A 15,592-nucleotide genomic window follows, 5' to 3' on the forward strand; every position below is an offset into this window, starting at 1 on the left:
TTAAGTAATTTGTACAAGAGCGGGATTTCAATTTTTACTCAGTGTAACTTCCGACGTGGCGCAGCAGACGGAAAAGCTCTTTTTTCTCTGTTTCAGACAGACCATAGATAAGTTTACGGTCTTTTTCATTACAGAGATCGTTCATCCGCTCGGCTTGTTCTAGGCCGCTTGGAGTAATCTGATATTGCGTGATGCGCTTATCATAATCCGGGCGACTTTGGGTGACATAGCCTTTTTTACGCAATGCATTGACCAAACGCTGTGTTGCGGGCATTTCCACGCCAACGGCGGTGGTTATCTCCTGTAAAGAGCGGTTTGGATTATAAGCGATAATCATCAATGTGGTGATTTCAGCACGGGTAAACCCATTGGCAGATAAAACGGGCAGTACCTGACGATCAGAAGCGCGCGCAGCAATGCGCAACAAATAGCCAAGAATTTCAGGCAGTTCGCCTAAATCCATTTCGGGGGCGGGTTTTTCTGGCCGTGTCATTCAATCTGCTCTTGCTGTTTGCTTGCATCTTTATGCAGCCTAACGGGTACTGATGATACTGGCAATGATAACCAGTGCAATGCCGGTTAATTGAACGAACGTGAGTGTTTGGCCTAAAATGATAAAGCCAATAGTGGCGCCAAGCGCTGGTTCAAGGCTCAATAAAATGCCAAAAGATGATGTTTTCATCCGTCGCAGAGCGAAAAATTCCAGTGCATAGGGCACAAGTGGCGATAAGATTGCCAGCAAAGCGGCGATCAGGAAAATATCCGGCGTGAAGCCTGAATAAAGCTCCTGTGCACCTAGCGGCAGGGCGATCAAAGCTGTGAAAATCATTGAAACTGCCAGACCTTCAAGGCCTTGAAATTTTTGTCCGGCATGTTTCATGAATATAATATAACCACCCCAGCCAAAAGCAGCACCAAAGGCAAAAAGCATGCCTTTCCAGTCATTTGCCCAGATATCGCCGCTGGCAGAAAGGCAGGCAACCCCAAAGGCTGCAATCAGCGGACAGATGAAACGCAAACGCCCGCTGCCATAAATTGTGGCTACCAATAAGGGGCCTAAAAATTCAATCGCGACAGCCATGCCAAGAGGTATGGTTTCAATGGCCGAGAAAAAGCACAGCGTCATGATAGCCATGGTGACGCCGAGGCCGAAGGCTGCATACCATTGGCTGCGGTCATAACGCAGAAATGAAGGGCGCACGATAATCAGCAAAATAAGAGCGGCAAAAGACAAACGCACCAGACTGGTGCCAAAGACGCCCAATTGCGCCATCACGGGCTTGGAAAGTGCGGCTGCCAGCTGAATGCTGACCATTGCGGCAAGGCAAAAGCTAACCGGCACCAATATATGCCCGTGTCCGCCTGTTTGTTCATGCCGGATAGCGCTCATGATAGCCTCAAAATGCAAAAGAAAAGTGATTTTAAATCGGAAGAGAGCCTATCTTTAGGCTCTCATATCTGCGCTTACAAGGCACAAACTTGTTAGAAAAATTCATCTAGTCCGAGATGAAAACGCAAGTGATTTTGGTTAAGTGAAGCAAGGCCGTAAGCCGTCCATAAATGTGATTGCAGGCTTGCATCAAATTCACCGAGACAATCCCATAAAATAGCAAGATCCTGATAGCGATCAGCGATACCGGCACGGCCAACATCAATGCAACCGATCACTTCAGTGCCAGATATCAAAATATTGTCGAGCGAAAAATCACCATGGGTGACGACAGGCTCATGCGCAAGCGGCAGGCAGCGTTGAATGTCATCCCAGACCTGTTGGGCGGTGGCGCCTTGATAGAGACCGCCGAAATCGTCGGTATCGACAAGCCCTGCCTCCAGTCGCTTACGGGCAAGGGCAAGGCGCATATGATGGCTGCTATTAAACGGGCAGTCATCAACAGGGATATTATGAAGCTTTGTTAGAAAACGCGTACATGCCTCGACAATCAGCAGGTGATTTTCAGGGGCATCTTCCAGCATTTGATAGGCTGTACGCCCTGTCAATGCACGCGTCAGCAACCAGGCTTCATCGCCGGTTTTGGTAAAGCTGAGCACTTCAGGCACGTTGATATGCTGCTTAAGCCAGTCAAGCCGTACCATCTCGTCGGTTATATCACGGGCGGTGCTGCCATGCCCGTATTTTAGATAAAGATCACTTTTTCCAGCAGGTGCAACCAGCCTGAAAACCTTGCCGCCAGACATGCCGACAAGGTTTTCTTTCCAGCTATAGCCATCAATAAGGCTTTGCATGGAAGCCGGAAGAGTGATGCTCTGCGTGTCTCTTTCGCGTGCCATTGCTTATGCCGCTTTCTCTTCATTTGGTGCGGCGACGAAAATGTCCCATGTGCCAAATAGTTTGAAACCGGTAGCCTTGGCCAGTTGAACTGATGCAGCATTATCCAGCTGGCAGCGATATTGCGGCTCAAAACCAGCTTCTGCCGCATGGCGGCAAATGGCTTGCACCACCGCGCGTGCATAGCCTTTGCCTCTGAAATCCGGCAATGTCAAAACGCCCAAATCTGCTAGGTTTGATTGGTTCCACGCATACATGCTGCTGGCACATACAAGCTCGTTATTTTCAAAGGCACCATAGACCAGCCAGTGATCGAGCTCCACATAAGCCGCATCAAGATCTTCTTCACTTGCTTTTGCACAAAACTGATCAAAAATTGCGGCATCATCTGTTGTGAGTTGGCGCACATTCGTGGCCGGTTCTGCAAAGCCTGTGGCTTCACCGTCGGCTAAATAAAACAGATTATCAGCACCATAAAGCTGCAAACCGTGTTCAGCCATTTTCTGGGTAAGAACGGTCTCCGATAACGGATGAATTGATGTTAAATCAAGTAAGGCGGCAGTTTCTGGTTGCAGACTGATGAAGCTTTTACCGTCGACTTTTAAGAGTGCGCCTTTTTCATCTTCATCCAGCTCGGGATTGATTTTTACCGACAAATCCGCATTGTCAAAAACATCTTCACCGGCTGTAAAAACACTGCGCCAGTAATCGTGAATAATTGCAGAGAACATCGGGTAATATCTTTCAGGTGCGATAAAGATTGGGTGCAAATTTATGCATAATATGCTGGCTGTGCAGGCAATGTAGAGCTATTGTGCAGATTGCGTGCAGGCGCGTTGTACAGCATTGACGCGATAGTCATTTCAGGATTTGAAGAACCGGAAAGGCATGTGACGGCAATGAATAACGCACTCATTCTGATTATCGAAGACGAACCTGAAATCGCAGATATTTTGCGTCGCTATTTTGAGCGCGAGGGTTTTCGTACGGTCAGCGCTCATGATGGTGAAATCGGTTTGTCGCATCATCAGCGACTAAAGCCTGATCTGGTTGTGCTCGATATTAAATTGCCGCGTCAGGATGGTTATGAAGTGTTGGCTATTTTGCGCCAGCGCGGCAATACGCCGGTTATTATGGTGACAGCGCTGGCTGAAGATCTCGACAAGCTGCAAGCTTTGCGTATCGGTGCTGATGATTATGTGGTGAAGCCGTTTAATCCGCTGGAAGTGGTGGCGCGCGCCAAAGCCGTGTTGCGTCGCACAAGCAACCACCGCAGTCGTATTTTACGCATTGGCGCTTTGTCGATTGACCCGGAAGCTTATAGCGCAACGGTTGACAAACATGATGGCAGTAAAGCCGTTTTGGAACTCACACGCACGGAATTTCGTCTGCTTTCCCACATGGCGCAATCGCCTAACCGTGTGTTTGAACGCGGCGAGCTGATTGATGCCTGTCTGCCGGAAGGTGATGCCGTCGACAGAACTGTTGATAGTCATATCAGTAATTTGCGACGCAAGCTGAAAGAAGCGGGTGCGGACGGGTTACTCTCAGGTGTGCGTGGCGTCGGTTATCGTCTGGAAGATCGCCATGACTAAAAACGGCTTGTTGTGGAAAGTCGTTCTGGCCATGACCATCGTTAATCTCGTTGCTTTAGCGACGATGTTTTTCGGCTGGATTGTGTTCATTACTTTCTACGAATGGCTTTTCCCGAAAACGCCTTATCCGGAAGACTGGACGCCGTTTGATCTTGTCGTCTTGGCAATGATTATACTGGTTGGCGAATTGACGGCGGCTATTGTCGGTTGGCGCTTGGTCAAGAAAATTGCTGCACCTCTAGCAGCTGTTGGTGCGGCTGCGCGATTGGTGGCGGAGGGTAATTTTGCTACGCGCGCCAAACTTGATGAAAAGATTTTTGGCGAAGCCGAGCAATTGCTGTCCGACTTTAACGACATGACCGTACGGCTTGAAGCGGCAGAAGCTGAACTGCGCTATTCGAATATGGCGATTGCCCATGAATTGCGCACACCGCTTACCATTTTGCGAGGCCGTTTGCAGGGCTTGAATGATGGTGTCTACAAAGCTGATCCGGCACTTTATGCATCTCTCATCAGTCATGTCGATGGTTTGACAAAATTGGTCGAAGATCTTCGCATGTTAGGGCTTTTTTCTTCCAGTAAACTGGAATTGACGAGCACTAAGATTGATCTGGGCGCAGAGGCTGAAGCGGTGTTGCATTCTTTCGCGCCGGATTTAGCGGCTGCGGGTATCGATGTTGAAACCGATTTGCGGCCGATTATGGTTTGTGCTGATGAGGCACGGATCAGACAGGCTTTGCTGGCTATCTTGGAAAATGCTTGCCGTTATGCCAGTGGCGCGCCTTTGAAAGTCGAAACTGTGGTTATTGATGATCATGCTGTTCTGCGTGTGTGTGATCGAGGCCGCGGTTTGACTGATGAAGGTTATGAGCGTGCATTCGAGCGGTTTTGGCGGGAGGATAATTCCCGTGCCCGCGCGCGTGGCGGTTCCGGTTTGGGGCTGTCGGTTGTGCGTGTCATTGCTGAAAGTCATGGCGGCGCGGCGACAATCGCCAAGCGCGATGGTGGCGGAACGGTTGTTTCGTTGATGCTGCCACTGCGTGCGCCAGACACAAAGCCTGTGCTGCCAGCTTAAGCCTGCATGGCTCCAATATTATTAAAAAAACTATCGTCCGTTCAGGACAGGAAAATTTATGTCTGAATTTCAGGATCAAAATACAAACTCGCAACCCGACGCAAACTATCAGGAACTGGCCGCAACTCATGTCTCGGCCAAACGGATATTTGCGCTTTTCAAACCTTATAGGCGACAGATCATCAATGTCGTTGGCTTGCTGCTTTTCGGCTCTGCCGTGGGGATGGCCTCACCGTTTTTATTGCGCGCAATTATTGATGAAGCGCTGCCAAAGGGTGATCTTGAGTTATTGCTTTATCTGGCAGGCGGGCTTGTCGGCATTGCGGTGCTGTCGGCAGCGCTCAATACATTGCAAATTGTGATGTCCACTAAAATCGGACAGGCGATCATGCATGATCTGCGTGTGCGACTTTATTCGCATTTGCAATCCTTATCGCTGTCGTTTTTTGCGGCCACCCGTTCAGGTGAAATTCAGTCACGCATTGCCAGCGATATTGGCGGTTTGCAAACATTGGTCACCAATACTGCCAATGAGTTGGCGCGTAATTTAAGCATGGTGGTGATGACCGCGATTGCGATGTTTTTTCTCGATTGGCGTTTGGCATTGTTTTCAATGGTGGCAGTCCCTTTGACGATCATTCTTAGTGATCGCGTCGGCAAAATGCGTGAGTCTATCACCCATGAACAGCAAGTGCGCCTTGGGGACATGTCGGCGGTTGTGCAGGAATCCTTGTCGATCTCTGGCGTTATTCTGGCACGTACTATGGGGCGCGGTGAGCATCTGACCCGTCGTTTTACGCGCACATCGGAAGATGTAGCAAAACTGGAAGTACGTTCGCACACGGCCGGTGAGTGGGAATGGCAGTTGATTTATCTTATCCTGTCGATTTTGCCTGCGCTGACTTTGTTGCTGGGCGGATTTTTAATGAGCACGAGTGTTCCGGTTACGATCGGTACATTGGTCGCGATGATTGCTTTGCAGGAGCAATTGCTTTGGCCGCTGGAAGGTTTACTCGCAATCAATCGTGAGGTGCGCACTACGCGGGCGCTGTTCACCCGTGTTTTTCAATATCTTGATAAGCCGGTTGAAATTAAGCAGGCCGCCAATGCGGTGGAGTTTGAGCGCGCTCAGATGCAAGGTGGCGTGCAGATCAGTCATGTCAGCTTTTCTTATCCGGATAGCGACAGACCAACCTTGTCGGATATTTCTATTGATATTCCGGCTGGTTCCAGTGTCGCGCTTGTTGGTTCAACCGGTTCCGGCAAAACAACGCTTGGTTATCTGTTGGCACGGCTTTACGATGTGCAAAGTGGCTCTATCCGTTATGACGGAATTGATATTCGCGATTTAAGTTTTGACACATTGGCGGATATGCTCGGTGTCGTAACGCAGGAGCCTTATCTGCTTTACGCATCGGTTGCCGAAAATTTGCGCTTCGCAAAACCGGATGCAACAGATGAAGAATTGATCCGCGCTGCTAAAATTGCCCAAATTCATGATTATCTCGCAGCCTTGCCGGATGGCTATGACACGATTGTTGGCGACCGCGGTTATCGTTTTTCTGGCGGTGAAAAGCAGCGTTTAGCCTTGGCGCGTACGATTTTACGTAATCCGCCGGTTTTATTGCTGGATGAAGCAACCAGTGCGCTGGATACGAGAACCGAACGCGCCATGGAAATGGCGCTGGCTAATTTGTCGAAAGACCGCACGACAATCACTATCGCGCATCGTCTTTCAACAATTCGCAATGCTGATCAGATTATCGTTTTGCAGCAAGGACGCATTGTAGAGCGTGGCACGCATGAAGAGCTGGAAGCTTTGGGCGGTGTCTATGCTGCATTGATTAAATCCGGCTCTTGATCGGGAATTGATGACAAGTGATTTTTAAGGGTGAAAATAATGTTGCCAAAATATGAGAAGAACTGGCCGGATGCAGAAATGATTGCGACATTTGAAGAAGGTGACAGTCAGGAAAATCCTTGGGTCAACGGCAAGCCAAAGCCGGAGCAGATTGATGTCGAGGCCTATGATCCGCAATGGCATATTCTGTTTGAAAATTTGAAAGAAGATATTGAGCAGGCATTGCCGGAACATGCCTTGGCCATTGAGCATGTCGGCTCAACAGCCGTGCCGCAATTACCGGCAAAGCCAGTGATTGATATTGATCTGATCGTGGAAGATCCTGAAAATGAAGCGCTGTATGTACCGGCTTTGGAAAAGCTTGGCTATCAGCTAACAGTGCGTGAGCGCTCTTGGTATCAGCATCGTATGCTGCGCTTAAATGAGCCGCGGGTCAATTTGCATGTTTTTGCGCCTAATTGCCCTGAGCATATTCGCCATATTTTGTTTCGTGACTGGCTTATCACCCATGCCGCAGACCGCGAACTTTACGGGGATGCAAAAATGTCGGCGAAAGATGGCGTTGATAATGTGCAGACCTATAATATGAAAAAACAGGCTGTGGTCAGAGAAATCTATGCCAGATTATTTGAAGCCTATCGGCTTTATCAGGCTAACCGCGCCTATGAGGTAACCCGCTCAGTCTGAGCGGGCTTCTTAAATGTAGAAAATCAAACTGGTTCCGGTACAACTGTGCTGACAATGGATGCATCAAGCGCTTCATAATTGGCAAGCCCGATTGTGTCATAAAGTTCGGCACGGGTTTGCATGTCGCCAAGGCAACTTTGCGTTGAGCCGTTTTGTTTGATGGCCGCATAAAGGCGCTCTTGCGCTTTATTGGCAACGCGCAGCGATGAAACCGGCCAGATCACCATCCGGTAGCCCATTTCTTCAAACTCGGAGGCTGTGAAGAAAGGTGTTCTGCCAAACTCAGTCATATTGGCAAGCAATGGCACACCAGGCATACGCGCTGCAAATTCGCGGAACATGTCGGCGGTGGTCAGCGCTTCTGGGAAGATCGCATCAGCACCGGCTTCCATATAAAGTTTGGCTCGCGCTACGGCACCATCCATGCCTTCACTGGCGGCAGCGTCGGTGCGGGCAATCAGATAAAGATGGCGGCGTGCTTTGTTGGCCGCTGCCACTTTGGCTGCCATATCATGCGCATTGGCCAATTTTTTATCGTTCAAATGGCCGCATTTTTTCGGCAATAATTGATCTTCAAGATGCACGGCACCGGCACCTGCATCTTCAAATGTACGCACCATATGCATGACATTGAGGGCTTCGCCATAGCCAGTGTCGCCATCGACCAGCAAAGGCAGGCCGCTGGCGCGGGCAATCTGACGGATGAAGAAAGAAACTTCATCCACCGTTATCATGCCAAGATCCGGTATACCCATCGATGCGGTCATGGCCGCACCGGAGAGATAAAGACCCTTAAAGCCGGCATTTTTTGCCTGCAATGCCGCCATACCGTTATGTGCGCCGGGCAATTGGGCAATGGAGCCTTGCTCAACCAGTTTGCTAAAGCGCTGACCAGCAGGTTCTGTGTTTAATTCGGATGCAATCAGATATGTCATTATAAATCCTTAAGCAGCGCGCGCGTTGATTGACTGGTGGCTACGTTCACTAAGGGGCAGAAAAGTTTTGTTTTCAGGGCCGGTATAATTGGCGGACGGACGGATAATTTTATTATCCATGCGTTGCTCAATCACATGCGCTGCCCAGCCTGATGTACGGGCAATGACAAAAAGCGGTGTGAACATAGCTGTTGGCACGCCCAGTAAATGGTAGGAAACCGCACTGAACCAATCGAGATTGGCGAACATGTTTTTGGTTTCCGCCATTGTCTTTTCAATCTGCTCGGCAATGTCATACATGCGGGTTGAGCCAGCTTCGAGCGAAAGCTCATGGGCCACTTGCTTGATGACATTATTGCGTGGATCGGCAATCGTATAAACCGGATGGCCAAATCCGATCACCACTTCCTTGGCTTCGACACGGCGGCGAATATCCGCCTCGGCTTCATCGGGGCTTGAGTAACGCTTTTGAATTTCAAAAGCGACTTCATTGGCACCACCATGTTTTGGTCCGCGCAATGCACCAATCGCTCCGCAAACCGCGGAATACATGTCCGAACCAGTACCGGCGATGGAGCGCGCGGTGAAGGTGGACGCATTAAACTCATGCTCGGCATAAAGAATAAGCGATGTGTGCATGGCTTTAACATGCTCGGCACTTGGAGCTGTGCCATGCAGAAGATGCAGGAAGTGTCCACCGATGGAGTCATCATCGGTTTCCACCTCAATGCGGCGGCCATTATAGGCAAAATGATGCCAATAAAGCAGCATGGAACCAAGGGAGGCCATTAAGCGATCGGCAATGTCACGCGCACCCGGATGATTGTGGTCACCGGCTTCCGGCAACACACAGCCAAGTGCTGAAATGCCGGAGCGCATCACATCCATCGGATGGGTGGCGGCTGGCAGCAGTTCCAGTGTGCGTTTCACCACTTCCGGCAAACCGCGCAAAGCTTTGAGCTTTGCTTTATAGGCGACAAGTTCCGTGATGGTTGGCAATTCACCATGCACCAGCAGGTAGGCGATTTCTTCAAACTCGCAGGCGCGTGCCATGTCGAGAATGTCATAGCCACGATAGTGCAGGTCATTGCCGGTGCGACCGACTGTGCATAAAGCAGTGTTGCCGGCGACAACGCCTGAGAGAGCAACAGACTTTTTCGGCTTAGGTGTTGTCATGCTTATTTCCTCCCTTGATCGGATAATCAGGCGTTGCAGTCAAAAATGCCTTTTGGCGATGTCTGGCCTAAGCGATCAGGCGAAACGCTGAAGTTCAGGCCGCCGAGTTCATCGGCTTTAAGGCTGGTCAGGCGTTCAACAGTGGCGATGAAGCGATCCTGTTCGGCTTTTTCGACAATGCCTTCAGCCAATGTCCGGAACTTATTGACATAGTCAGCACGTTTGAACGGGCGGGCACCAAGCGGATGTGCATCAGCAATTGCCAGCTCATCTTCAATGACAGTGCCGTCTTTCAAGGTAATGACGACACGGCCGCCAAAGGCTTTTTCATTCGGATCCTGGCTGTGATAACGCTTTGTCCATTCCTGATCTTCCAGCGTTGAAATCTTGTGCCAGAGGCTGACTGTTTCAGGGCGTTTTGCACGCTCCGGCGCATAAGAACGCTCATGATGCCAACCGCCATCTTCCAGTGCCACGGCAAAAATATACATGATCGAATGGTCAAGCGTTTCACGGCTGGCATTCGGATCCATCTTCTGCGGATCGTTGGCCCCGGTGCCGATCACATAATGGGTGTGGTGGCTGGTGTGGATAACAATGCTGGAAATATCGGCAAAATTGCTGATTTTGCTGCGCATACGACGTGCCAGATCAATCAAAGCCTGACTTTGATATTCGGCTGAATGTTCTTTGGTATAGGTGTCCATAATAGCGCGTTTGGCTTCACCTTTACCCGGCAATGGCACGATATATTTGGCGCTCGGGCCGCTCAGTAACCATGCAATAAAGCCGTCTTCGCCTTCCCATGCCGGTGATGGTGCGCCTTCGCCGCGCATGACGCGGTCAACGGCTTCAATTGCCATTTTACCGGCAAATGCAGGTGCATAGGCTTTCCAGCTGGAGATTTCGCCTTTGCGGGATTGGCGTGTGGTGGTGGTGACATGCAGAGCCTGTTGAACCGCTTGATAAATGGTTTCAGCCGAAAGACCGAGTGCAGTGCCGATACCAGCAGCAGCCGAAGGACCCAAATGGGCGATATGGTCAATTTTATGCTCATGCAGGCAGATACCCTTGACGAGATTGACCTGCACTTCATAGCCGGTGGCAATGCCACGGGCGAGGGCATCACCGTTCAGGCCGCAATGTTGGGCAACAGCGAGAATGGACGGGATATTGTCGGCCGGATGGGAGTAATCTGCAGCCAGAAATGTGTCGTGGAAATCAAGCTCACGCACGGCAACGCCATTGGCCCATGCTGCCCATTCCGGTGACACGCGGGTGTCGGATGGTAGGCCGAAAACGGTTGCACCTTTTTGATATGGGTGCGCGGTTGCCTGTGCGCGGGCGCTGATGACAGGACGGCGGGCAAGGGAGGCAGCAGCAACCGACGCATTGTCGATAATACGATTGCCGATCATATCGACAACATCGTCATCAAGCGGAACATTATCAGCGGCAATACTAGCGATTTTCCATGCCAGCTGATCTTCGCGGGCTAAAGGTTCAGCTGATTTATAAGTGCGGACTGTATGTGAATTCACGAATGCGTCTCCATAAGTAAACAACCAAAAATCTCGTTTCGGTCTGTGTGCCCCTTGTAATGGTTCGCAATATCCACTTATAAAGAACGAGGTAAATGACTGAAATTGTGGAGTTTTGTGAAGAAATTTATGTAAACTTGCAAAGTTTGCGAAGTTTTTGCACGATGCAGGCCACAGGGGAGGAGGTCGCTTGAAGAAGCCATTTGTGGGCGCAAGATTGCGAAGATTGCGTGAGGAGAAAAAACTGACGCAGCAGGCTTTGGCTGATGTGCTGGGCATTTCGCTGAGCTATCTCAACCAGATCGAAAACAATCAAAGGCCGATCACCGTGCCGGTCTTGCTGCGGATGAATTCGGCCTTCGGCGTGGATGTACAGTTTTTCTCCGAGGAGGACGAAACACGGTTGGTGGGTGAGTTACGGCAGGTATTGTCCAACCCGCTGATCGGCGACAAAATTTCCAATAGCGATATCAAAGATATCGTCAGCAATATGCCAGCGGTCGGGCGTGCAGTGATCCAGCTTTATAAGCAAATGCGGCAGGCGGTGGAGCAATCCGAAGGGCTGGCAATTCGTTTAGGCGATCCGCGTCAGGTGGCAGAAAATTCTTATCGCTCCATGCCTTATGAGGCGGTGCGCGATTATTTTTATTCAAAAAGTAATCATATCGCCGAGCTGGATGTGCTGGCCGAAGAATTGGCTGCAACTTTGCATGTATATAATAGCCGGCTTGATGATGCCTTGGCGATGCGTTTGCAGAAACTGCATGGCGTCAGGGTTGAATATGCCGATGCGGTTGCGCAAAAAAATGTCGTGCGCCGTTTTGATCCGGCGCTCAAAGTTTTAACGCTGTCAAAGGCTTTGAACATAGGTCAGGCAGCTTTCCAAATGGCAACGCAGCTTTGCTTTTTGGAGCAAGAAAATCTGCTGCAAAAGCTTTGTGGTCAGGCTGAGTTTTCAGACGCTGAAACCATCGCGCTCTTGCGTATCGGCTTGGCAAATTACTTTGCCGGAGCGGTACTGCTGCCTTACGGACATTTTTTGAAAGCAGCAGAAGAGATGCGCTATGACATTGATTTGCTGGGGCAAAGATTTGGTGTTGGCTTTGAAACTATTTGCCATCGTCTCAGCACTTTGCAGAGGCCGGGGGCATCGGGTGTGCCTTTTTTCTTTGTGCGTGTTGACAGGGCGGGTAATATTTCAAAGCGTCAGTCGGCCACTGATTTTCATTTCTCCCGCGTTGGCGGCACTTGCCCGCTATGGACGGTTTATGAGGCATTTATGTCGCCGGATCGCATCTGCACACAAATTGCTGAAATGCCTGATGGGCGTGCATATTTGTGGGTTGCCCGCACCGTTACCCATCACCATGCAGGTTATGGAGCACCGGAAAAAACCTTTGCAATCGGCCTTGGTTGCGATTTGGCGCATGCGTCGAAACTGGTTTATTCCAAAGGTCTGGCGATCAATGATCCAGAAGCGCGCACCATGATTGGGGCGGGGTGTAAATTATGCGAGCGGGCAAATTGTGCGCAACGTGCTTTTCCGCCATTGGCGCAGACAAGTCGCATTAATGAAAATGTCACCGCTTTTTCCCGTTATGAGGGAATGCGTTAGCCAGCAAAGATTATTGATAGAAGGCGCTTATTTCATCAGCCGTTTTAACGTGTTGAAAATGCGCGGGTCTTGGGTCTGCGCAACATTGAAGCGTAAAAAAGCTGCGGCAGATTGGGATGTGCTGAACGCATTTCCCGGTGCCAGCATAATTTTTTCTTCCATACAGCGGCGGGCAAGAATGGCGGAATCCACGCCTTCGGGCAGCTCACACCAGAGATAAAATCCGCCGCGTGGCATCAGCCACGGCTTGATACCAAGAGCTGTCAGGCGCTTTGCCACATCCAGTCTGGCAAGGGTTAAGCGATGGCGCACTTCATCCAAATGTTTGCGATATGTGCCGCCTGCCAGTACCTGCACAATCATCGCGCTGGTAATAGGGCTAGGCCCCCCGAAACTGGTGGCAATTTGCAAATCGCTTAAGCCCTCAATCCATTCAGGGCTGGCGGCAATATAGCCGCAGCGCACAGAAGCCGAGAGTGTTTTTGAAAAACTACCGATGCGAATGACACGGGTCAAACCATCGAGAATAGCCAGCCGCGGCGAGAGATTGGGCTCAAAATCAGTGAAAATATCATCTTCAACAATTGTCATGCCTTGTGCCGAGGCGGCACTTAAAATTCTATAAGCTGTTTGTGGTGAAAGACTGGCGCCCGTTGGATTATGTAGAGCAGAATTAGTGATATAAAGACGGGGGGTGTACTCTTTGAGAGTGCGCTCAAAGGCTTCCACATCTGGCCCTGTCGTGGTGATCGGGACGCCGATAATTTTTACCTGATGCGCGCGCAGCAAAGCTTGAAAATTGAAATAGCAAGGGTCATCGACCAGTACAGTATCGCCGGGGCGTAATAGTAAACGGCAGATAAGATCAATCGCCTGCGTGCCGGAAGTGGTGAGTAAAATCTGGTCAGTGCTGATATTCAAGCCTTCTTCTGCAAAGCGTCCAAGCAGCAAACGGCGTAGCGCCAAGGTGCTTTGTGCATTGCCGTAATCGGTCAGCAAACTGTCATCTGAACGGCTGATGCTGCGCAAGGCTTTGCGCAATGCTTCATGCGGCATCCAGTCTGGTGGCAACCAGCCGCAACCGGGTTTTAAAACCGTATCATCTGTTTCCAAAGATTGTTTGGAAACCCAGAAAGGATCCACATCGCGCGCGCGGATTGGCCCCATTTCAGCAATTGCCATCGGCGGCAAATCAGCGCCGGTTACGTAAAAGCCTGAACCACGGCGCGCACGAATAATGCCCTCTGCCTCCAAGCGGTCATAGGCTTCAACCACGGTGGAAGGTGACACTTTCATAGTGGCTGCGAAGCGTCGTACCGACGGCAGCCGATCGGATGGATTGAGCACGCGATTGGCAATTTTCACGCGAATAACATTCATCAGTTCTTCGGTGCGTGTCAGCTCTTTCGTTGCCATAAATTAGCCTCCAAATTGTATGGGTATATTGAGCCATACAGATTGTTAAAACTGTATCATACTGTTTCTGTTAACACCACACAGATCAGCGTAAATCACGGCCTCATGAAAGTGAGGCTCTATGAGTAAGTTGAGTGCAGGCTGGGGCAGCGGGCTCCTTGGTGTCATTATTTTTAGTGGTTCATTACCGGCGACCCGTGTTGCCGTTTTGGATTTTGAACCGATGTTTTTAACATCTGCACGCGCGGTTATTGCAGCATTGCTGGGGGCATTCTTTTTAAAGCTTTTCAAACAAAAAATGCCTGATCGCAGCGATATATTTCCGCTCATTCTGGTGGCAATCGGCACCGTTTTAGGCTTTCCGCTACTCACTGCGTTGGCCTTGCAACATATTACGGCTGCACATTCGATTGTTTTTGTTGGCATGCTGCCGCTCACAACCGCGATTTTTGGGGTTTTGCGTGGCGGCGAACGCCCTGAGCCAGCCTTCTGGGTATTTTCTATCATCGGTGCTGCAACAGTTGCAGGTTTTGCGCTTTATGGCAGCGGTGGCGGCAATCTCACCGGCGATCTCTTGATGATTGCTGCTGTTGTTATTTGCGGCCTTGGCTATGCAGAAGGCGCAACTTTGTCACGTAAACTTGGCGGCTGGCAGGTTATTTCATGGGCATTGTTAATTTCGCTGCCGGTAATGCTGATCATTGGCCTGTTTACTTTGCCTGAAACGGTCCGCAATGTGACACCCGCGGGTTGGTTCGGTCTGTTCTATATTTCCGTTTTCTCGATGATGGTCGGGTTCATTTTCTGGTATCGCGGCCTGGCACTTGGTGGCATTGCCGGTGTCGGACAATTGCAGCTTTTACAACCATTTTTCGGCTTTCTTCTGGCAGGTATTTTTCTCCATGAGCCGATTGCATGGACGATGGTAGCCTCTACTGTCATTGTGGTTTTATGCGTGGCGGGTGCAAAACGCTTTGCCTGAATGACAATAATTTAATGTTTCGAAGATAGACAAAAACATGGTGAAGGCTTATTTCTTCACCATGTTTCGTTTTTTACTGATCCTCTTTTCGGTATTTTCATTGAGTGCCATGTCGGTGATGACACAGGCGCATGAAAGCCGAATGGTGACGATGAGTGAGAGCGACCACTCTGCCCAAATGGCAAAAATGGAACATATGTCTTCATCAATGGCTTATTGTGGTGCAGACAATATTTGCATGAATGATAGCTCTATTTGCGACCTGATTTGTTTCGGGACAGGTGGCTTTTTGGTCAATTTGTATGCGGAATTACCTGTTTTTCACGCAGAAAAACAATATTCGCCGCGTTTAGAAGCGGCACTTGATGCCAGTCAGCCACCGTTGCACGAGCGCCCGCCCATATCATTTTTCCTTTGAAAAA

General features: G+C 50.0%; 15 protein-coding genes. 7 read left to right on the forward strand and 8 right to left on the reverse strand.

All coding sequences use genetic code 11. The annotated features are described in order from the left end of the window. Nucleotides 1-34 precede the first annotated feature (34 nt). The 4 genes from ABDZ76_RS10760 to ABDZ76_RS10775 all read right to left on the reverse strand — a co-directional run bounded on the left by ABDZ76_RS10760 (nt 35) and on the right by ABDZ76_RS10775 (nt 3,018). Entirely contained in the window at nt 35-493 is a 459-nt protein-coding gene (locus ABDZ76_RS10760; RefSeq protein ID WP_343805260.1) for a MarR family winged helix-turn-helix transcriptional regulator, read from the reverse strand. A 39-nt stretch (nt 494-532) separates the two neighbouring features. Beyond that, nucleotides 533-1,390 (reverse strand): EamA family transporter, encoded by an 858-nt coding sequence (locus ABDZ76_RS10765; protein WP_343805262.1) that lies wholly within the window; start codon nt 1,388-1,390, stop codon nt 533-535. A 92-nt stretch (nt 1,391-1,482) separates the two neighbouring features. After that, nucleotides 1,483-2,289, reverse strand: a complete 807-nt coding sequence (locus tag ABDZ76_RS10770) for an APH(3') family aminoglycoside O-phosphotransferase (protein WP_343805264.1) — start codon at nt 2,287-2,289, stop codon at nt 1,483-1,485. Between the two features lie 3 nt (nt 2,290-2,292). Then, nucleotides 2,293-3,018 (reverse strand): GNAT family N-acetyltransferase, encoded by a 726-nt coding sequence (locus ABDZ76_RS10775; protein WP_343805266.1) that lies wholly within the window; start codon nt 3,016-3,018, stop codon nt 2,293-2,295. 168 nt (nt 3,019-3,186) lie between these two features. Between ABDZ76_RS10775 and ABDZ76_RS10780 the strand changes: the two genes are divergently transcribed. From ABDZ76_RS10780 to ABDZ76_RS10795, 4 genes are read left to right on the forward strand one after another with little or no spacing between them, the layout of a single operon-like run. Further along, entirely contained in the window at nt 3,187-3,882 is a 696-nt protein-coding gene (locus ABDZ76_RS10780; protein ID WP_343805268.1) for a response regulator, read from the forward strand. Beyond that, nucleotides 3,875-4,957, forward strand: a complete 1,083-nt coding sequence (locus ABDZ76_RS10785; protein ID WP_343805270.1) for an ATP-binding protein — start codon at nt 3,875-3,877, stop codon at nt 4,955-4,957. The genes ABDZ76_RS10780 and ABDZ76_RS10785 overlap by 8 nt, the downstream gene beginning before the upstream one ends. Before the next feature lie 58 nt (nt 4,958-5,015). Continuing rightward, nucleotides 5,016-6,818, forward strand: coding sequence for an ABC transporter ATP-binding protein (locus ABDZ76_RS10790; protein ID WP_343805272.1), 1,803 nt, complete (start codon nt 5,016-5,018; stop codon nt 6,816-6,818). A gap of 39 nt (nt 6,819-6,857) precedes the next feature. Continuing rightward, nucleotides 6,858-7,505 (forward strand): GrpB family protein, encoded by a 648-nt coding sequence (locus tag ABDZ76_RS10795; protein ID WP_343805274.1) that lies wholly within the window; start codon nt 6,858-6,860, stop codon nt 7,503-7,505. Between the two features lie 23 nt (nt 7,506-7,528). Here the strand turns inward: ABDZ76_RS10795 and prpB are convergent, their stop codons facing one another. Genes prpB through ABDZ76_RS10810 form a run of 3 tightly spaced genes read right to left on the reverse strand, consistent with a single transcriptional unit; the run spans nt 7,529 to nt 11,157 of the window. Beyond that, nucleotides 7,529-8,440, reverse strand: coding sequence for a methylisocitrate lyase (gene prpB, locus ABDZ76_RS10800; RefSeq protein ID WP_343805276.1), 912 nt, complete (start codon nt 8,438-8,440; stop codon nt 7,529-7,531). 9 nt (nt 8,441-8,449) lie between these two features. Continuing rightward, nucleotides 8,450-9,616 carry a bifunctional 2-methylcitrate synthase/citrate synthase gene (gene prpC, locus ABDZ76_RS10805; RefSeq protein WP_343805278.1) on the reverse strand — a complete coding sequence of 389 codons (1,167 nt, stop codon included), beginning with the start codon at nt 9,614-9,616 and terminating at the stop codon, nt 8,450-8,452. 26 nt (nt 9,617-9,642) lie between these two features. Next, nucleotides 9,643-11,157 (reverse strand): MmgE/PrpD family protein, encoded by a 1,515-nt coding sequence (locus tag ABDZ76_RS10810; protein WP_343805280.1) that lies wholly within the window; start codon nt 11,155-11,157, stop codon nt 9,643-9,645. A gap of 190 nt (nt 11,158-11,347) precedes the next feature. Between ABDZ76_RS10810 and ABDZ76_RS10815 the strand changes: the two genes are divergently transcribed. Further along, complete coding sequence (locus ABDZ76_RS10815) at nt 11,348-12,772, forward strand: short-chain fatty acyl-CoA regulator family protein (RefSeq protein ID WP_343805282.1); 1,425 nt, start codon at nt 11,348-11,350, stop codon at nt 12,770-12,772. 27 nt (nt 12,773-12,799) lie between these two features. Here the strand turns inward: ABDZ76_RS10815 and ABDZ76_RS10820 are convergent, their stop codons facing one another. Next, on the reverse strand, nt 12,800-14,188 hold the full coding sequence (locus tag ABDZ76_RS10820; protein ID WP_343805284.1) for an aminotransferase-like domain-containing protein: 1,389 nt from the start codon (nt 14,186-14,188) through the stop codon (nt 12,800-12,802). A gap of 121 nt (nt 14,189-14,309) precedes the next feature. Here ABDZ76_RS10820 and ABDZ76_RS10825 point away from each other — a divergent pair, with 121 nt between their 5' ends. Both ABDZ76_RS10825 and ABDZ76_RS10830 read left to right on the forward strand, forming a co-directional pair. Continuing rightward, nucleotides 14,310-15,170 carry a DMT family transporter gene (locus ABDZ76_RS10825; protein ID WP_343805286.1) on the forward strand — a complete coding sequence of 287 codons (861 nt, stop codon included), beginning with the start codon at nt 14,310-14,312 and terminating at the stop codon, nt 15,168-15,170. A gap of 61 nt (nt 15,171-15,231) precedes the next feature. Beyond that, nucleotides 15,232-15,588 (forward strand): hypothetical protein, encoded by a 357-nt coding sequence (locus tag ABDZ76_RS10830; protein WP_343805288.1) that lies wholly within the window; start codon nt 15,232-15,234, stop codon nt 15,586-15,588. Nucleotides 15,589-15,592 lie beyond the last annotated feature (4 nt).

Source organism: Paenochrobactrum glaciei, from assembly GCF_039522165.1.
GTDB classification, from domain to species: domain Bacteria; phylum Pseudomonadota; class Alphaproteobacteria; order Rhizobiales; family Rhizobiaceae; genus Paenochrobactrum; species Paenochrobactrum glaciei.